The sequence below is a fragment of the Bifidobacterium sp. ESL0775 genome, from assembly GCF_029395475.1.
In the GTDB taxonomy this organism is placed as follows: Bacteria; Actinomycetota; Actinomycetes; order Actinomycetales; family Bifidobacteriaceae; genus Bifidobacterium.
The window spans coordinates 2,138,355-2,157,583 of the sequence record NZ_CP113917.1 but is presented as its reverse complement, the minus strand read 5'-3'; the positions used below and the strand labels follow the sequence as shown (position 1 = coordinate 2,157,583).

Sequence of the window (19,229 nt, the reverse complement as noted above, 5' to 3'; positions counted from 1 at the left end):
TTCGCACTAGGAAACCTGATTGCTCCTACGGCGCTTACTGGTACACCGGTAGCAGCATCTGTTCGTAGCGCTGGGTCAGGATGCGCTTGTGATATTCGCGGTATTCGTTGTCGGCCACGTGCACGCCGGCGTATTCGTTTGGCAGGCTGTCAAAAAGAGCGTCGAGTCGGGACTGGTCATAGCTTTCCACGAATCGTGCCAGTGCCTTGTTGCATTCTTCGTCTTGCCTGGAAGCGATATATTTCAGGGGAGCGATGTGGTGTCCGCGGTCGTCAAGGTAGCAGGAACGGACGTCCAGCACATCACGTCGAAGTAGGTCGGAGTCGTGTAAATGTTCACGAATCTGCTTCGGCGTGCGTTTGTTGTAAAGTGAACTGCCGTTGTCATAGACGGGTGCCAACCGCGTGGTCTCGCCATCGATGAGGATCCCCCAATTGGTATTGTTGCGGTCGACGTTGCGGATGAACGAATCGATGATGAACATATCCCAGAACCGTTCGATGACGCCGGGAATCCGGTTGAGCCAAGGGTGTCGGTAGATGGTGGCCCGCACGTCGGCCAACACGACGTTGCGCCCGTCGGAAGGGCTGCCGGAGAATCCGGTCTCATCGTCCGACATGGAGTTCTTGAGCTCGCGGAATTCGACAAGTCTGCCGTGTCCCGCTTCGAAATCCTTGCAGGCGCAGACCAGCTTTCCCTCGCGGATGCCAAGCCTCGTCTCATGCACGTCGATGCCATGCATTGCGTATATCTGCGAACCTAGGAATTCGGAGAGCGGGGCTGAAGTGTAAGACGGCACAGAGCCGGCCAGTTCCTTGGTGGGGCCAGGGAACTTAAGCATCCAGTTGTCGCCATTCCAGCTTACGCCGACCTTGCGTCCCGCGTCGCCTCCGTAGAACCGTCCGGAATCGGGGCACGGTTCAAAGTTCACCAGTTTCAGCATGTGTGCCTCCGTTTGCGTGGTGTAACGTCTTGATCCAATTCTCAGTGTAGCCCGACAGATATATTGATCCGGAAAATTGAGTTTTGATCATCTGTGGAACTTGAAAAACTGGCAGAATTAATATTCTTATCTATGACAAAAGTGTTGGAAATAGCTTGATTTTCCCTAATAAAAACTGGCAGAAATGAGGAATTTTCCTATGGTAAAATTGTCACTAGTGAAGATTTTTCCTAGGGTAAAACTGGCAAGGTGTGATTATGAAGCGTTCGATTATGGCTCAGCTGAAGCGCTGGAAAAACTCCAAAGATCATAATCCTTTGGTGCTTTGTGGGGCTCGACAAGTGGGTAAGACGTATGTCCTGAAGGAATTCGGCCAGCAGGAATATGAGTCTTGTGCATATATCAACCTGATGAACGACGAGGCGAAGAAAGTCTTTGATGTCGGATACGACGCTAAACAAGTGTTGGCCAATATCGGAATCTACGTGGGTCAGACGATTGCACCCGGCAAAACACTGGTGATTATTGATGAGATTCAGGAAGTTCCCTCAGCCATGACGCTGATGAAGGCGTTCAAGGAAGATGTGCCGGACCAGGACATCGTTGCTGCTGGTTCCTATCTGGGAATTACTTTGCATGCGGGCATTTCTTTTCCTGTAGGAAAAGTCGAAATGATCGATATGTACCCGATGACGTTTATCGAGTTCTTGTGGGCGAATGGTCAGGAGCCGCTTGCCAAGGTCGTTGAGCGGCTCGATTTCGCAACAGCTTCGGCTTTTTCCGAACGCTTGGAACGCTATCTGCGCGAGTACTATTATGTCGGCGGTATGCCGGAAGCAGTTAAAGTGTTCCTTGAAGGAACAAACAACGAAGATTATGCCGCTGCTCGTGCGGTGCAGCGCAGATTGTTGCGCGATTACAGCGCCGATTTCTCCAAGCACATTCCCGATGGTACCGAAGCCGAACGCGTTCGTTTGGCGTTCGATTCCATTCCGGCGCATCTTGGCCGCGAGAACCACAAGTTTGTGTTCGGTCATATCGCCAAGGGTGCGCGGGCGCGGCAATTCGAGACGGCCATCCAGTGGATTGTCGATTCCGGGTTAGCCAATCGCGTCTATCGTGTCGACAAAGTGGCAAAACCCCTGAAATTCTATCGGGATTTGTCAGCTTTCAAGCTGTATCTTCACGATGTCGGTCTGCTTGGCGCAACGATGGGAATCGAAGCCAAAGATGTGTTGCTTTCTGATAAGGCTCTAACCGAATATAAGGGCGCGATGACCGAGCAGTATGTTTGCCAGCAGCTTGTCGCTGGAGGCAATGTCCCCTATTACTGGACGGCAGGAGGAAATGGAACAGCCGAGGTAGATTTCGTGGTTGAACATGCTGGCGCGGCTGCGCCTCTTGAAGCCAAGGCGGAGGAAAATCTGAGAGCCAAGAGCCTGAAGTCGCTTTGCGCCAAAACCGGATTGCATGGTTACAGAACTTCTATGTCGGGCTATCGCGAACAAGATTGGATGACGAACGTCCCACTTTGGGCGGTTGGCCCATATTTTGCGGTCGAAGATCTTGTGAGTCTTGCGCACTAGACTTAGGCGGCATGAGTAAGAAACATCGGGATCGGAGTTGGGCACCGGCGCCGGAGGCGTTGCCGGATGGGGTGCATGTGGTTGATGACCACACGCATGTGGCGAGTGTGGTGCCGTTCGCGCGCGAGATGAACAAGCAAGCCATCGAGCGCGACCAGCCGCCGGTGCCGGTCTACAGCGTCGACGAGATTCTGGACCAGGCCAAGGCTGTTGGCGTCGAGGGCGTCATTGATGTGGGCTGCGAGCTGCCGAATCTCAAGGTGGCCGTCCAGATGGCGCTTGACCATCCAGCAACCGTCCACGCGGGGCTGGCGATCCACCCGAACGAGGCGGTGTTGCATGGCCATCGGGGAGTGCCTGGGCCGGATGGGTTGCCGCTCAAATATGAGCCGTGGCACGATGTGAGCTTCGAGGACGCCCTCGCGGAGGTCCATCGCTTGGCGACAGCATATCCCGAGCAGGTGGTCGCCATAGGTGAGACCGGTATGGATTTCTTCCGCACCGGCGAGGCCGCAATGGAGATTCAGCGCGACGCCTTCCGCGCCCATATCGCGCTGGCCAAGGAACTCAATCTGCCCATGCAGATTCACGACCGCGACGCCCATCAAGAGGTCATCGAAACGCTTCTGAAGGACGGCAGCCCCGAACGCACCGTCTTCCACAGCTGGTCCGGTGACACCGAGCTGGCCCAAATCGCCAAGGAACACGGCTGGTACCTGAGCTTTTCCGGGGCCTCGAGCTTCAAGGGCAACGAGGAGATCCGCAAGTCGGCGGCCATTGTGGGCCTCGACCATATCATGGTGGAAACCGACGCCCCATATCTCGCGCCGATGCCCTATCGCGGCCGCCCGAACGCGCCCTATATGATTCCGTATACTTTGAGAGCGCTCGCGGACACCCTCGATCTGCCGATAGGCGAAGTCGCGGAAGCGACGCGACGGACCACGAAAGCCGTGTATGGCGTTTGAGACGCTGTTATGGCGGTATTTGTAATATATCTCCAGGTGACCTTGGGTCGACTCATTCTCTTCATTCAGCATCATTTTGAAGTTTTGTCGCATTCATTGCGCAAGATAGATTTTGGTTTATCGGACTTTTTCGGCTAAACTGTCGATTTGTTGACAAATGAGAGCACCCGGTAGCCGGGCTGAAGAGAAAATGCGCGCGGGGATCAGTCTCCGCCTGGAAGGCGAGTCATGACGCAATCGCAAGATCGCGAATCGAAACAACCTCAAAATCAGGAACATCAACAAAACTCTGGCGACACCACCGAAAATGGCGGGCATAACAGTCCGTCGGCGGAGAAGAAACCCGTTCACAGAGCTGCAAAGACTTCCGCCAAGTCTTCCGCAAGGTCTTCCGCCAAGACCTCCGCGAAATCAACAAGAACGGCGAAAACGGGCAACGCGACGTCACGGACGAAAAAGACGACGGACAACGCCACAAAACGCGCGGTGAGCAGGGAGAAGAAGGCGCTGCTGCGCGCCGACACTTTCACCAACGCCCCCAAGGTCTCGCGCGACACGCTGACCGACGAGGAGCGCCAGGTCATCGCCAAGCACGAGCAGGAGGAACAGGAAGAGGCCAAGAAGCTCACCAAGGTCTCCTCGCATAGCCGGTTCGGCCGCTGGTGGCGCAAGATGCAGTCCAGCCCCGACAAGGTGACGTTCGGCATGGCCGTCGTCGCGCTCGGCGTGGTCTACGGTGACATCGGGACGTCCCCGCTTTACACCTCGCAGGCCTTCATCGCCGGGCAGGGCGGCCTCGGCAACATCGACCGTCCCGCGGTGCTCGGCCTGCTTTCCTTGGTCTTCTGGTCGATCACGCTGATCACGACCGTCAAATACGTGTTCATCGCCATGCGCATCGACAACAAGGGCGAGGGCGGCATTTTCGCGCTGTTCTCGCTGATCCGCCATCGCGGCAAATGGCTGGTGATCCCCGCGATGCTGGGCGGCGCGGCCTTCCTCGCGGATTCCGTGTTGACCCCGGCCGTCTCGATCTCCTCGGCTGTGGAAGGCCTCAAGACCATCCCGCTCTTCGCGCCCGTGTTCCATGAGAACACCAACCTGACGCTCGTGATCACCGTCGTGATCATCGTCATCCTTTTCTGCGTGCAATCGCGCGGCACCGAGCGGATCGGCAAGGTCTTCGGCTCCGTGGTCATGGTCTGGTTCGCGTTCCTCGCGATCACGGGACTGGTCAACATCGGCGGCGATTGGAGCATTTTCGAGGCCATCAACCCCGTCTACGGCATCCAGTTCCTCTTCAGCTCGCACAATATGGCAGGCCTGGCCATCATGGGCACGGTCTTCCTTTCGACCACTGGCGCCGAGGCGCTCTACTCCGACATGGGCCACGTCGGCCGTGGCAACATCTACTTCACTTGGCCGTTCATCTTCGTGGCGCTCGTCTTCAACTACTTCGGTCAGGGCGCGTGGATGTTGCGCAACCAAGGCAACACCGCGCTGGGCAACGTCAACCCGTTCTTCGAGATGATGAGCCCGAACGTCCGCTATGTCGGTGTCATTCTTTCCGTGGCCGCTGGCGTGATCGCCTCGCAGGCCTTGATCACCGGCGCGTTCACGATGGTCTCGGAGGCCACCGGCTTGAACTGGATGCCGCATCTTCAGGTGCGTTACCCGGCCCGCACGCGTGGCCAGCTTTACATCCCCGTGGTCAACATCGTCCTGTGTGTGGCGACGCTGGCGGTGCTCGCTCTGTTCAAGGATTCCGAGCACATCTCCGCCGCCTACGGCCTGGCGCTGACGATCACGATGATCACGACGACGATTCTGCTCACCGTCTACATCTGGTTCAAGCATAAGCGCGTGTTCGCCAGCGTCTTCTTCATCGTGTTCATCGCCATTCAGACCCTGTTCTTCATCGCTTCCATGGCGAAGTTCCTGCACGGCGGCTGGTTCACGATGCTGCTCACGGCGGTGATCCTGCTGATTATGGTCACATGGAACGACGCCACCAAGATCGAGCGTTCGCAGCGCCGGCACATGCGCCCGCGCGATTTCAAGCCCGCGCTGAGCAAATTGCATGACGATTTCCGTGTCCCGTATTTCGCGGACAACATCGTCTACCTGTCTTCCGATGGCGAGATGCGCCGCCTCGATACGGATATCTTCTTCTCGATATTCGCCGACCATCCCAAGCGTGCCCGCGCCTGGTGGGCCGTCTCTGTGGTGACCACGGACGAGCCGTTCACCCGCGAGTATTCCGTGGAGAACTTCGGCACGGATTATATCTTCCGTGTGCGTATCAAGCTTGGTTTCAAGGTCTCGCAGTCCATTCCGGCCTATATCCATCAGGTGATGCATGATCTTTCCGCCACCGGCGAGCTGCCGGAGCAGAAGTCGGTGTATCCGAAGGTGGACGCCGACCCGGATATTGGCACCGTGCGTTATGTTTTGGTGCACAAGGCCTTGATGCCGGAATCGAAGCTGACCGCCCGCGAGGCGCTGAGCCTCAAGATGAAGTATTCCATCCGTCGTGTGGCCGGGTCACCGGTCAAGTGGTTCGGTCTGGCACCGTATAATCCGGTGGTCGAGGTGCAGCCGCTCTTCGTCTCCACCCGTCGTCCGCCGAGGCTCAAGCGTGTAGCGTTGCGCGCCAGCAGGCGTCATGTCGAATCCAAGGACGAAAGCGCCCACATGCATTCGTCATCCGCGAAAAACGGCAAAGGCAAAGCCGATGCCTCTGAGAAAAAGGCTAGGCTTGAGGCGCTCAACGCGGTGAAAGCCAAGGCCGAGACCGAGACGTTGAGCGAGAGCGAGAAGTCCAAGGCCCTGCGTGCCGCCAAGACATTGAAGGCGGTCAGAACAGTCCAGGCCGAGCACGCATTGCAAACCTCGCGGGCGGCGAAGCAAGGACTCGCCGATCTCGCCAAGAGCAGTGGCGAGCGTGAGGGCAAAGGCACACTAGCTCCTGCCGACACCGGTGAGCGGACCGTGGTTCTGCCGCGTTCCGATGCCGGCAAGCCCGGCACATCTGAGCGCCGTTCATCATAGTCGGCACCAGCCGGAAATCCTGGGGTCATTCGCACGTATGCGGATGGCCCTATTTTGTATGGTTTCGCGCGATTTTATGCGGAAAATGACCCTGTGGATGCCGATATATAACCCTGATTTTGGTTTTTGAAGATACATGGCTAGACTATCCCGTTGGTCTGTAAATTCAAGCGCCCGGCAAGCGGTCCGGAAGAAGAAGATAAGCGGATAAGGTTTTCCGTTTTTGGAGGGCAATCATGGCGCAATCGCAACATCAGGGGTCGAGCCAACCCAAAAACCAGCGACATTCGCAAGAACGACAGGTTGAGGAGGCTCGGCGTCGTCCCCAGGATGACGATAAGGAGCAGGGTGATATCCCGCTGACTTCCGCCGAGGCCAAGACCGTGGATAAGCTCGCCAAGGCGTCCGAGGCGTCTTCGCCAACCGACAAGGCAACCTCCAAGGTGGAGAAGACCGCCGTCCATGCGGAGAAGAAGGCGGCGACTGCAGAGAAGAAGGTCGAAAAGAAGGCCAATCGCGTCGAGAAGAAAGCCGCCAACGCCGAAAAGAAAGTGACCAATGCCGAAAAGAAGGTCGCTGGCGCCGAGAAAAAGGCCGTGAACGCCGAGAAGAAGGCAGTCGAGGCCGAGAAGCGTGCGCTGTTGCGCGCCGACACCTTCACCAACGCGCCCAAGGTCTCGCGCGACACGCTGACACATGAGGAACGTGAGGAGATTGCCAAGCATGTCAAAGAGGAGAAGGAAGAGGCCAAGAGGCTGACCAAGACCTCGCACAGCCCATTGGGCCGCTGGTGGCGCAAGGTGCAGTCCAGCCCCGACAAGGTGACGCTGGGTATGGCCATCGTCACGCTCGGCGTGGTCTATGGCGACATTGGCACCTCGCCGCTCTACACGGTCCAGACCTTCCTGGCGGGCCAAGGCGGGCTTGAGAAGATCGACCGCCCCGCCGTGCTCGGCATGCTCTCGCTGATTTTCTGGACGTTGCTGCTCATCACGACCGTCAAATACGTGCTGGTCGCCATGCACGCCGACAACAAGGGCGAAGGCGGCATCTTCGCGCTGTTCTCGCTGGTGCGGCATTACGGCAAATGGCTGGTCGTCCCCGCGATGATCGGCGGCGCGGCCTTCCTGGCCGATTCCGTGTTGACCCCGGCCGTCTCGATCTCCTCGGCAGTGGAGGGCCTGAAGACCATACCCGCCCTCACCCACGCGTTCCAGGACACCCCGAACCTGACGCTCATGATCACCATCATCATTATCGTCCTGCTCTTCTGTGTGCAATCTCGAGGCACCGAGAGCATCGGCAAGGTCTTCGGCTCGGTCGTCTTGGTCTGGTTCGCGTTCCTTGCGCTGGTCGGCTTGGTCAACGTCAGCGGCGACTGGAGCATGTTCGCGGCCATCAACCCGGTCTACGGCTTCCGGTTCCTCTTCAGCTCGCACAACGTCGCCGGCCTGTCGCTGATGGGCACGGTCTTCTTGGCGACCACCGGCGCCGAGGCGCTCTATTCCGACATGGGTCACGTCGGCCGTGGCAACATCTACTTCACCTGGCCCTTCATCAACGTCGCGCTGGTCTTCAACTACTTCGGGCAGGGTGCGTGGATGCTCAAGAACCAAGGCAACACCACGCTCGGCAATGTCAACCCGTTCTTCGAGATGATGAACCCGAACGTGCGTTACTTCGGTGTCTTCCTTTCGGTCGCGGCGGGCGTGATCGCCTCGCAGGCCCTGATCACCGGCGCGTTCACGATGGTTTCGGAGGCCACTGGCCTGAACTGGATGCCGCATCTTCAGGTGCGCTACCCCTCGCGTACCCGCGGCCAGCTTTACATCCCGACGGTCAACGTCGTGCTGTGCGTCGCCACGCTCTCCGTTTTGGCGCTGTTCAAGGATTCCGAGCACATCTCCGCCGCTTACGGCCTGGCGCTGACGATCACGATGCTGGCGACGACGATCCTCCTGACCACTTACGTCTGGCACCATCGCCATCGCGTGGGCGCCATGTGCTTCTTCGCCCTGTTCATCACCACCGATTCGCTCTTCTTCATCTCCTCGATGTCGAAGTTCCTGCGCGGCGGCTGGTTCACTATGCTCCTGACCGCGCTGATTCTGCTGGTCATGATCACGTGGAACGACGGCACCAAGATCGAGCGTTCGCAGCGTCGGCACATGCGCCCGCGTGACTTCAAGCCCGCGCTCGCCAAATTGCATGACGATTTCCGTATTCCGTATTTCGCCGACAACATCGTCTACCTGACTTCGGATTCGGAGATGCGCCGCCTCGATACGGATATCTTCTTCTCGATCTTCGCCGACCATCCCAAGCGCGCCCGCGCCTGGTGGGCCGTTTCGGTGCAAACCACCGACGAGCCGTTCACGCGCGAGTATTCGGTCGAGAATTTTGGCACGGATTATATCTTCCGTGTGCGTATCAAGCTTGGTTTCAAGGTCTCGCAATCGATTCCTGCTTATATCCATCAGGTGATGCACGATCTTTCCGCCACCGGCGAGCTGCCGGAGCAGAAGTCGGTGTATCCGAAGGTGGACGCTGATCCCGATATCGGCACGGTGCGTTACGTCTTGGTGCACAAGGCGTTGATGCCGGAATCGAAGATCACCGGCCGCGAGGCGCTCTCGCTCAAGATGAAGTATTCCATCCGTCGTGTGGCTGGTTCACCGGTCAAGTGGTTCGGTTTGGCTCCGTATAATCCGGTGGTCGAGGTCCAGCCGCTCTTCCTGAGCACCCGGCGCCCACCAAGGCTCAAGCGCACCGCATTCCGTTCCAGCCATCAAGCAAAAGCGCGCGAGGCGCGTCAACCCGAAAGTCAGGCCGGCGCGACGGATAAGGCGACAGTCGAAACCGAACCGGTGAAGCGTGTCGTTGCCAAAGCCAAGCCGAAAGACGTCTCTGCCAAAACGGAAACGAAGAAAAGCAAGACGAGAACCGACGCCAAATAGGAATGACAGCCAAGCTTCTTTGGTTGCTTGATTGGGGAAACGACCGATGATGGGTCGTTTCGAGCGTGATTTGCGTTTCCGGCCCCGGATTTCGTTCAGGGCCGCAGTGGTGACGTGGCATGCCCACGCTTCCTTACAATGGAGCTATGACTGGATATATACCTACGTTGGCCCAGACGGATGAGCTGCACCGCAAGCTCGCCCCTTCCCAGGCCGCCTACGACCTGATTCACACCCATTGCGTCGTCATCGCGACGATCACGCGGCAGCTGGTGCGCCGGCAGAACGCCCTGTTCGTACGGCGCTGCACCCTGCCGAAGGACGCCCCGGAGCTCACAGGGAAAGGCGCGGTTTCCGCTTCTGATGGGGCGGGACAAGTAGGCCAGGCGAGCGGTTCGGACGCGGAGGGCCAGCCGTTCGATGTTGCTCACGATGGTGCTGAAAGCGGCTCAAACGGCAATGTGGATAATGGCTTCCATAGTGCCGCCGATGGTGGCTCGCGCGGCAAAGCGGACGGCGGCTCGCCTTCCGCAACACAGGTCACCCCCGCCACGCTCGTCATGAAGCGCAACGACGCGGCCAATCTTGGCATTGCCTTCACCGTGCCGCCGACCGACGGGGTGGCGGGCGGCATCGTGCCGCCGCGCCTGCTCGATGAGAACCTTGCGGTGGTGGGGGCCATGCTCCACGATATCGGCACGTACCTTGTCTTGAAGCATGACGGGTCCGACGGCGAAAAGCTGCAATTCGACGGCCCGAACTATATCCTGCACGGTCTGCGCGGCTACGACTGGCTGATTTCGCAGGGCGTGGACGAATCCATCGCCCAATTCGCGCGCAACCATACCGGAGTGGGGCTGACCCGCAAGCAGGTCGTGGCGCAGGGACTGCCATTGCCGCCAGCCGACTACGTGCCGATGAACCTCGAACAGGAGGTGGTGATGGTGGCTGACAAATACAACAGCAAGTCCATCCCGCCCCGCTTCCTCACTGCCCAGGCCTATGCACGCAAGGCCCGCCGCTTCGGCGAGGCCAACGAGCGCCAATGGCTCGACCTCGTCAGGAAGTACGGCGTTCCCGACATCCCAGCGCTCGCTAAGAAGTTCGACATGAAACTGGACGAGTAGTGTGTAGAGCGTCGTTGCGACCAAAAGCACGAAATCAGGCCGTTTTTTCGTGCTTTTCGTCGTAACGATAAATAAAGCGCGACCAAAAGCACGGTTATGCATGCTTTTGGTCGCGTTTATGGTATGAGGGAATCAGCGCGAGCCATCATCCGGCCAAATCCAGGATGCGACTAGCTCTCTATGTGATTGCGATTAGAACGAGTAGATCTTGTCGGCCTTGGCCTCGTAATCGGTCTCGGCGTTGCCGTCCGTCTCTCCGCTGGCATTGGTGTCTTCGGGAGTTACGACGATGACGCAACGCTTCGGGTCCCGCGCGTGGGCCAAACGCGAAAGCAGATCGAGGATGGCGTCGCGGTCATCGGCATCGAGTCCACCTATGGGGTCATCGGCGATGACCACGGTCGCCTCGCAGCAGATGGCCCGCGCGATGGCCAGACGGCGCTGGTCGACCGGCTTGAGCTCGCCGGCGAGCACGCCTGTGGTCGCCTCGTCGAAGTCGACGGATCTCAGCACGTCGCGCGCCGCCTCGGGAATCGGCTTGAGGAACGTGCGCCCGGAGGCCCGCATGGTGAACGTGATGTTGGTCAGGGCGTCGAGGTCGTCGCGCACGCTGTAGCGTTGGGTGACCAGGCCGATGCGGTGGCCGCGGATCTCGTTGGTCTCGATTTCCAAAAGGCTCTGGCTTTTGACCATGACCTGTCCGCTGTCGGGGCGGTAGAAGCCCGAGGCGAGCGCGAGCAAGGCCCGGCGCTGCTCGTCGTCGGCGCCGGTGATGGCGTAGAGCGAACCCGCGAAGAACGACCAGTCGATGTTGTCGAGCACATTGCGGCCGGTTTTGCGGTTGGTGAAGGTGACGTGGTCAAACGCGAAGGTGGGGTTCGGCTTCAGCAGGATGTCCGTCTCGGTGATGGTCTCCCTGTCAAGACGGGAGGAGATGACCGTGGCGGGCTCGATGGTGGGCGATTTTGCCTCGTGGGCCTCCAGCTCGTTTTCCTCTTCCACCGCCAGCCCAAGGGTCTCGTTGACGCGCTTGGCGTTGGCCTCCGCGGCGCTGTCGGGAAGCGCCTTGTCCTCGCCGTTTTCGCCTGGAGTTTCTTCGGTGCCGGCCTCACTTGCTTCGTTCTTGGCCTTGGCTTGGCCCGCAACGGTTTCCGCGTTGCTGTCGTTTCCGTGCGTCGTCTTTGATCGCGCGGGCGTCGAGGCCGTGGCTTGTCCATCGTCGCCCACGTCTTCTGGGCTGTCGGCGAAGCCGTCATTGCCGTCTTCTGCGTCCACTTCGCCGGTATCGGCATTCGCGGTGGCAAGATCGGCGAAATCCAGGGCGTTGTCGTCATCGTCGAACACGACATCGTACTTGACCGTTGCGGTGGCCTCGTCGTTGTCTTTGGCCGCGTCCGTTTCGGCGTTGAGCGCCTCGTTCGTGGTGTCGTCAGTATCGCTGCTCATGGCTTCGTCTTTCGGGTCGGTGTCGTTGCTCATGCCTCAACCTCCGTGTCGTCTTCCGCTGCGTGATCGTTATGGTCGTCGTTGTCATTATTGGCATCATCCGAATCACCATCGGAAACGGCTTGCGCTTCGGCTTGGTCTTCGCCGTCTATCGCGATTTGACTGGAATTGTCGCTATCGGATGATTTCCCGTCAAAAGTGATGGCGTCGTCGTTCGCGGACCTGACGTCGAAGATGCGGGACAAGTTGGTAAAGGTCGCGCGCAGGAAGGCGATGACGGCCAACGCCGCCACGATGGCGATGCAATACCACATGGCCATCCAGCAGGCGGACACCGCCGGCGTCGCGATGCCGTGGGTCAGCGAGGACCCAAGCGGCTTGGCGGCCAAGGCCCCGGCCACGCCTCCGATCAAAAGCCCGGGCAGCGTGGGCATCAACGTCTCCAAGGCGAATTGCCAGCCGAGACGGCCGCGGGTCACGCCGATGATCATATCCATGCGGATCTCGTCGGTGCGGCGGCGCAGCCCAAGTCCCACGAGCAGAAGCAGGATGACCCCGCCGCCGGCGTAGAGCCCGACACGGACCTTGCCCATCACCGAAGCGAGCGTATCCAAAGGCTTCAGCAAGTCGTTGTATCGGTCGAGCGTGGGCGAGCTGACCTCATAGCCCTTCGGCAGTTTCATCATCTTGGCCATTTCGGCGAAACTCTTGTACTGGTCGACGCCTTGCAGCTTGAAGCCGACGTCGAAACGGGGCGTCGCCCAGCCGCTGGCTTTCTCGGTGGCGAGGTTGTTCTTGGTGAAGGCCGCCGGGCCCGCATAGACCGCGTTGTCGCGGTTGTCCTTGGCGAGTTTGGCGTCGCTGCCGTTGCCGGCAGGCGCGGGGTCGGTGTAGGCGTAGATGCCCCGCACCTTGAACGTATAGGTCTTCGTGTTGTCCGTCGGGTTGCCGAGTTTGAAGGTGCTGCCGACCTTCAGGTTGTTCTTGCGCGCGAACGCCTCGGAGACGAGCGCGCTCTTGCTGTCCTTGGACTGGTAGTTGAGGGCCTTGCCTTGTGCGAGTTTGAAGTTGCCCATCAGGTTGATGCTGATGGCATCGTTGTCATACAAGCTGTAGAGCATGGTCTCGCCGCCGGTTTTCTTGGCGCTTTCGTCGCTTTTGCCTGCGATGGCCTTCGTGCCGCCCGCCTGGCGCATCGGCAACGAGACGCTGATGGAGAATTGCGGCTGTTGCACGCCGATCTGCTGCAGCCCCATCGCGTATGTGGCGTACTCATCAAAGCTCAGGTATTTCTTGACGCTCGCCGCGTCGTCGCCCTTGAGCTTGCCTTTCATCTCCGCGGTCGGCCTGATGACGGCGATCGGTGCCTGCATCTCGTAAGTCTCACCATGCGCCTTGCCATTGGCGCTGTCGACGGCCGTGCCGAAGACGACGCCGAATATCATGACCGCGGCGACGAACAACATCATCATGCTCCGCCATTTGTGGCGTATCACCGTTGAGAAGGCATTGGTTAGCACGAACATACAATTTCTCCTGCGTTCAGGCCCGTTTGTTGCGTGCCCAGGCTTCCGCCGAGCGCACACAGGCGTCACATGTTTCCGCCGTCATGGCTTGCACTGGTTTCGATGCTAGGCCGCAGCATGGGCAATAGTCCCCAGTATATGTGCCCGAGCTTGGCGTGGACGTGCAAAACCTCAAGAAATGTTGAAAGTTTTCTGTGAATTTGGTATGCGTTGGGGCATGCGCGGGTGCATTTATTCGGTTGTGGGTAGGATAATCGGGTGATGAATGCGAAATGGAAACGACGTCTGCGTGCCGCGGCGTTGCCGTTATGCTCGGTGGTCGGCGTGCTGGCGGCGTTCGGCGTCGTGCTCGCGTGGTTCCCGCACACCGGGGACGCGTGGAACCTGCCGTTGCAGGAGATCGACGCGCCGGCTCATTACTATTTCATCCGCAAGATCCTTCGTGAGGGGCTCGGGGCGGCCACAAGGCTGTGGCCCAATGGCGATTACTACCCGCCCATGTTCCATCTCGCCGCTGCGGCCATCATCGCGGTGGGGCGGTTCCTGGGCATCAGGGTCAACGTCTATGGGGCGTTCAATCTCGTCTGGCTTGTGACTTCCGGGCTTGTCTGGCCGTCTGGGGTGTCGCTTTGGATGAGCTATTGGACGCGCCAGGTCGACGGGGAAACCGCTTCGCATGAGGCCCGTGATTCATCGTCGGCGTCTTGGCGGCCGTTCTCGTGCTGCATGATGCTGATCGTCCCGCTGCTCGCGGTCGCCTCGGCCAGCCACCCCTTCCTGATGCTGGCTTCCGGCCCGCTGATCTCGTTCGGTTTGGCCACGACACTGTTGCCGTATTGGCTGTATGTCACCTTGCGTCTGTTCGATGCCATCGCCGCGCGTCGCCATATCGTGCGCTGGCTGGTATTAATCGTGTTGTTCGGCCTGTTGTGCGTTTTCGCGCATCCGCGCATCGCCTTCACCTGGCTGCTGCTGATGGCGCCGTTCATCCTGCTGCGCCTGCCATTCAAGCTGATCCTCGGCGCGCTCGCGGCCGTCGTCGTCTGCGCCGTCGCCTTCTTCTTCTACATGACCGGTCACTACCATTCCTCCCGCTACCTCGACCCCTCCAGCTGGTTCCACACCTACGTGCCCAATCGCACCGTGCCCGAGGCCTTGCGCGTTTTCATCACCGATAACGTCAGCGGCCCCGCTGGCTGGTTCATGGCGATTGTGGTCGTCGTCTCGTTGGTTGTCGCGATTGGGGTGGTCGTCCTGTCGGTGAGGTCAAGGCTGGTCGTGTACGCGTTCGATGGACGTGATGATGACGGTGCTGCTGATGACGACGATAACGCTGGCCTTGGTGCTGGCGACGGCGATGGTGCCGGTAAGACTACCGATTCCGGTGACGGTGTCGACGTTGGCGCTCGTGCCGGTGTCAATGATGGCGAAGACATAGTTGCCGGTGTCGGCGATGGTGTTGACACTTCGGCTTCTAATACCGGTGAACCGTCCGAAGCGGTTTCCGACGGCAGGCAGGTCTTTCCTCGCCGGGCCTCCCGTCTCGCCGCTCCGCCGCGTGGCATGGACAAGGACGCCATCTCGCTGATGCTGGCGTTCCTGTTGGTCGGCTTGGTCTATGTCTGCTCGACCTCGCTGACCGGATGGTTCCCGAACATCGTGGCGGCCGCGTGGTATCGCGCCGAGACGCGCCCGTTGTCGATGATCCCATTCGCCATTATCCCGTTGCTGGTCTTCGCTGCGTGCACCATAGCGCGGTTGAGTGGGCAACAATCCCGCGGTGATGTCTCGGATAAGCCGGTGATCTCGGCGACGCAGCCCGACAAAGCCGACAAGGGCGATGAGTCCGTCAAAGTCAGCGAAGCCATCGCGGTGATCGTCCTTGCGGCGCTCGCGATTTCCTGCCAGTTCGGCAATGCGGCGAAAGAGACGCTGGGCCAGGATGTGGCGGCGAACGTGACGCTTTCCGGCAAGCCGCAAAACGAGCAGCTCACCGAAGCGAAATATAATGTATTACAAGAAACCTTCAAGACCACCGGCACCGACGCGCTCATCATCTCGGATCCGTTGAATGGTTCGATGTACGGATCGGCCATTTTCGGCGCGAACATGCTGTTCCCGATCTACAACGCAAAGCACGAGAAAGGCGGCGTGATCTTCTCGCAAACCGAGGCGGCGTTCAGTTCTGGCCAGCCATCCCAGCTGACCGCCACGACCTGCCCGGTCGACGGCTCGGTGCCGAAGTACTTCCTCGCGATGGGCCCGCAGGCCCCGAGCCTTCAGATGTTCACGTTCCGCCAGCAATACGATACGTTCCACCGGCAGGACCTCATCGACGGCTATGTGAAGGCGGGCGCGCTCGTCAAGGTCAAGGATTTCAGCTCTTACGGCTCCTACGCCAAGGGTTGGGCGCTCTACCGCATCGAATGCGCAAAGTGAGCGATTCACAGATGAGCGCCAGCGGGGATGTGCCAAACCCTGCCGCTCCTAATACAATGAGAGTGTTTGGAATTCGGCATATATAAAGGAGACAGGATCATGGCAACATCGGTTAAGGACGCGAAGGTGCTCATCATTGTGCGCAACTGGGGCATTGAGGAGACCGAGATGACCCGGCCGCTGCGCGACTTGCGGGCCGCGGGGGCTGACGTCACGCTGGCCGCGGCGGAACTCGCGCCCATCGAGACCGTGCGGCACGACCGCTATGTCGGCGAAATCGTGGAGCCGGACACCGTTTATTCTTCAGTTTCCGCCGATGATTTCGACATGCTCGTCGTGCCTGGAGGCACCTGCAACGTCGACCGTCTGCGCGTCGATCCGGCCGCGCAAAAGCTTGCCAGGGACTTCGCCGCCGCGGGCAAGCCCGTCGCCTCGATCTGCCATGGCGCTTGGCTGCTGGTCAATTCCGAGTTGCTTAAGGGCAAGACGCTGACCGCCTGCCGTTATATCGCCGCGGACATCAACAACGCCGGCGGCACGTACGTCGACGAGGAGCTCCATGTCGACGATGCCAACGGCTGGAAGCTCATCACCTCCCGCAAGCCCGCCGATTTGGATGCCTTCGTCGGCGCCATCAAGGAAGCGCTCGGGGAGTAGCTGCTGGGCGCACAAGTCGGTAGATAGGTTTTCAAGAATGGCCGAATTCCGCCGTTTCTGAAAACCTAACTACCGACTTGTGCGGATTCGCACGTAAAAAATGGCTGTGACGACGGTTAACGAACCATCGTCACAGCCATTTTTGTATCTATTTGGCTAATCGCCGCTTTTAGAACAGCGAGCGGAGGATGTCGGCGAACTCGACGGCCAGTGCGACCAAGAGGACACCGAAGGTCATCGTCGCGCCCGCCGCGGTTCCCGCCGCGACGTTGGCGGCACCGGCCTGGCCGGCCGCGAGGATGGCGGCGGCGACGGAGGTACCCACCGCTCCCGCGAACTGCTGGGCGGTGTTGAAGATGGCGTTGCCCATGCTCTGCTCATGGGTGCTCAGGTGCGAGAGGCCGGTGGTCATGATGTTGCCGGAGCTCAGGCCAATGCCGAGCATGTAGAGCAGGTAGAATCCGGCCGCGGCGCCGCTGCTCAGGTGATGGCCGAACGCGAAGAAGCAGATCATCGCGATGATGGCGCAGGCCCCGCCGAAGATTAGCGGCGGCTTCGGGCCGACGGCGTCATAGACGCGGCCGCCGAGCAGCGCAAGCGCGGCACCGAGCGCGGCACCAGGCAGCAAGGTGAGGCCGGCGACCAACGGTGAGGAATGGTCGGCGAGCTGCAGATAGTTCGGCAGGATGAACGCCAGGCCCAGCGAGATCGCCTGCAGCAGGAAGAACGCGATGACAAAGCCGGAGAAGCGAAGGTTCTTCAGGGTGCGGATGTCGATGATTGGGGCGCTGATCTTGAGCTGGCGTATGCAGAAGAGCACGAGCGCGACGATGCCCACGGCGATGGCGCCGGCGACCTGCAGGCTCAAGATCGGCTTGGTGGTCATGGAGCTGAAGCCGAAGATGAGGCCGCAGAAGGTCAGCGCGATGAGGATGATGCTCGGGATATCGAACTTGATGTCGCGGATCTTGCTCTTCTGCTGGATGCAGGCGATGCCGAGCGCCAGCGAGATGAGGACGACGGGCAGCAGGCAGGCGAAGATGACGCGCCAGCTGGTCTTCGAGACGACGATGCCGCCGAAGGTCGGGCCAATGGCCGGGGCGACAGCGGTCAACAGCGTGCCGAAGCCCATCATCAGGCCGATGCGTTGCGGCGGAACCGTTTCCAGGATGATGTTGAACATCAGCGGCAGCGCGATGCCGGCGCCGACACCTTGGATGACGCGGCCGGTCACGAGCAGCGCGAAGTTGGGGGTGAAAATCTCAATGATGAGGCCGGCGAGGAAGGAAAGGTTCGCCACGATGAAAAGCGACTTGGTGCGGAATCGCGCCTTGAGCATCGCGCTCAGCGGCACGACGATGGCGATGGTGAGCAGGTTGGCCGTCGTCACCCACTGCACGGTTTCGGTGTTGATGCCGAACTCTTTCATCAACGTCGGGAAGGTGACGTTCATGGCGGTTTCGACGGTCACGCCGCTCAGCGAGAGCAGGCCGGCCGCGATGATCGCGCCGAAGACCTTGCCCGGAATTTTCTCGGATTGCCGTTGCGGGGCAGCGGCTGTTTGCGTTGTTTCAGAGGTCATTATTGGTATTGATCCTTTAATTTTCTTTTTGTTTGCAAATGGTTGATGGTGGTTCCTGGTTGAGACCGTAGCGGGTTGCGCATAATCGCCTTGCTATTTCAACGTGTTTCCGGTTACCGTCGAAACGCGTTAAAGAGAATCACAAGGTTTCGATTAGTGGCTGTGTCAGTGAACGCATTTTGATTATCGTGGTGGCTGCCGCTCGACGCCGGGGTCGTCGTCGCGTGCGCGGGCGAAGAACGCCAGCATCTCCTTGAAATCGGCGATTTGCGCGGGAGAGAAGCGTCGCTCGAACTCACGTTGCTCGTTGTCGATGTAACCGTGGATGGCTTCGACGCTCTGCTTGGCTCGTGGCGTGAGCCTCACGGTTTTGCGCCGTGCGTCGTCAGATGCCTGTTCGCGGGTGAGCAGGCCACGCGCCTCCATGCGTTGCAAGGTCACGGTGACGGTGGAGCGCTGGATATGGAATTCCTGTTCGATGGCGTGCTGCGCCACTTCGCCGCCCGGCTGCGAGCTCATGAAGTTGATGACGGACATCTGCACTTCCGTAAGCCCATAGCGTGCCGCGAACCGCCCGAGCTGCTGCGACATCGCGCTCGAGGACTGCTGCAGCAGACGCCCGTAGTTCTCCGGCCGCCCATCCGGCGTATCGGTCATTTCTTCTTGCCTTCTCGACTATCAGGCTGCCGCTAGGTCACCTGACAAAATTAATTCGTTAGCTAACTAACAAATAATATCGAGGGTCCGGACATTCGTTTTGGATGTGTAGATTTGTTCCGTTTATTGAGGCTTATCAAATAGGGATGTAAGGATGTTTCATGGCGAAAAATGTGCTTACATTCCTGAGTTGTGATTTCGCAGGCAATTTACACATATTCTGCGATATGGTGTGCAAGTTCCTTGGCCGATATACCGATATGGCAGGAGAACCGGCGTCGATAAGTTAC

Annotated in this window: 12 protein-coding genes and 1 pseudogene; 8 read left to right on the top strand and 5 right to left on the bottom strand. The window is 59.4% G+C overall.

Features of this window, described 5'->3' with window-relative positions; all coding sequences use genetic code 11:
* Positions 1-34: 34 nt before the first annotated feature.
* The gene (locus tag OZX73_RS08430) at positions 35-943 is read right to left on the bottom strand and encodes a HipA domain-containing protein (protein WP_277149354.1); all 909 of its coding nucleotides are present in this window, start codon (positions 941-943) and stop codon (positions 35-37) included.
* Between the two features lie 257 nt (positions 944-1,200).
* Here OZX73_RS08430 and OZX73_RS08425 point away from each other — a divergent pair, with 257 nt between their 5' ends.
* The 6 genes and pseudogenes from OZX73_RS08425 (at position 1,201) to OZX73_RS08405 (ending at position 10,632) form a co-directional block, all read left to right on the top strand.
* Positions 1,201-2,529 (top strand): ATP-binding protein, encoded by a 1,329-nt coding sequence (locus tag OZX73_RS08425; RefSeq protein ID WP_277149351.1) that lies wholly within the window; start codon positions 1,201-1,203, stop codon positions 2,527-2,529.
* 11 nt (positions 2,530-2,540) lie between these two features.
* The gene (locus OZX73_RS08420) at positions 2,541-3,497 is read left to right on the top strand and encodes a TatD family hydrolase (RefSeq protein ID WP_277149349.1); all 957 of its coding nucleotides are present in this window, start codon (positions 2,541-2,543) and stop codon (positions 3,495-3,497) included.
* A 228-nt stretch (positions 3,498-3,725) separates the two neighbouring features.
* Positions 3,726-6,548, top strand: coding sequence for a KUP/HAK/KT family potassium transporter (locus OZX73_RS08415; protein ID WP_277149347.1), 2,823 nt, complete (start codon positions 3,726-3,728; stop codon positions 6,546-6,548).
* A gap of 236 nt (positions 6,549-6,784) precedes the next feature.
* On the top strand, positions 6,785-9,505 hold the full coding sequence (locus OZX73_RS08410; RefSeq protein WP_277149345.1) for a KUP/HAK/KT family potassium transporter: 2,721 nt from the start codon (positions 6,785-6,787) through the stop codon (positions 9,503-9,505).
* 146 nt (positions 9,506-9,651) lie between these two features.
* Positions 9,652-9,831, top strand: a pseudogene (locus tag OZX73_RS08835) (phosphohydrolase); the annotation flags it as partial.
* The gene (locus tag OZX73_RS08405) at positions 9,817-10,632 is read left to right on the top strand and encodes an HD domain-containing protein (RefSeq protein ID WP_348519481.1); all 816 of its coding nucleotides are present in this window, start codon (positions 9,817-9,819) and stop codon (positions 10,630-10,632) included. The pseudogene OZX73_RS08835 and the gene OZX73_RS08405, both read left to right, overlap by 15 nt.
* Before the next feature lie 192 nt (positions 10,633-10,824).
* On the opposite strand, the gene OZX73_RS08400 is transcribed toward OZX73_RS08405, so the two are convergent.
* Positions 10,825-12,111: an ATP-binding cassette domain-containing protein gene (locus OZX73_RS08400; RefSeq protein WP_277149341.1), complete on the bottom strand. Its 1,287-nt coding sequence runs from the start codon at positions 12,109-12,111 to the stop codon at positions 10,825-10,827.
* Entirely contained in the window at positions 12,108-13,550 is a 1,443-nt protein-coding gene (locus OZX73_RS08395) for an ABC transporter permease (protein WP_277149339.1), read from the bottom strand. The genes OZX73_RS08400 and OZX73_RS08395 overlap by 4 nt, the downstream gene beginning before the upstream one ends.
* A 315-nt stretch (positions 13,551-13,865) precedes the next feature.
* On the opposite strand from OZX73_RS08395, the gene OZX73_RS08390 reads away from it, so the two are divergent.
* Both OZX73_RS08390 and OZX73_RS08385 read left to right on the top strand, forming a co-directional pair.
* Positions 13,866-16,043 (top strand): DUF6541 family protein, encoded by a 2,178-nt coding sequence (locus OZX73_RS08390; RefSeq protein ID WP_277149337.1) that lies wholly within the window; start codon positions 13,866-13,868, stop codon positions 16,041-16,043.
* A gap of 99 nt (positions 16,044-16,142) precedes the next feature.
* Positions 16,143-16,700: a type 1 glutamine amidotransferase domain-containing protein gene (locus tag OZX73_RS08385; protein WP_277149334.1), complete on the top strand. Its 558-nt coding sequence runs from the start codon at positions 16,143-16,145 to the stop codon at positions 16,698-16,700.
* Between the two features lie 169 nt (positions 16,701-16,869).
* Here OZX73_RS08385 and OZX73_RS08380 read toward each other — a convergent pair whose 3' ends face one another.
* A complete protein-coding gene (locus OZX73_RS08380; RefSeq protein WP_277149331.1) occupies positions 16,870-18,282 on the bottom strand; it encodes an MFS transporter in 1,413 nt (470 codons plus the stop codon).
* A gap of 183 nt (positions 18,283-18,465) precedes the next feature.
* Positions 18,466-18,939, bottom strand: coding sequence for a MarR family winged helix-turn-helix transcriptional regulator (locus OZX73_RS08375; protein WP_277149330.1), 474 nt, complete (start codon positions 18,937-18,939; stop codon positions 18,466-18,468).
* Between the last annotated feature and the right edge of the window lie 290 nt (positions 18,940-19,229).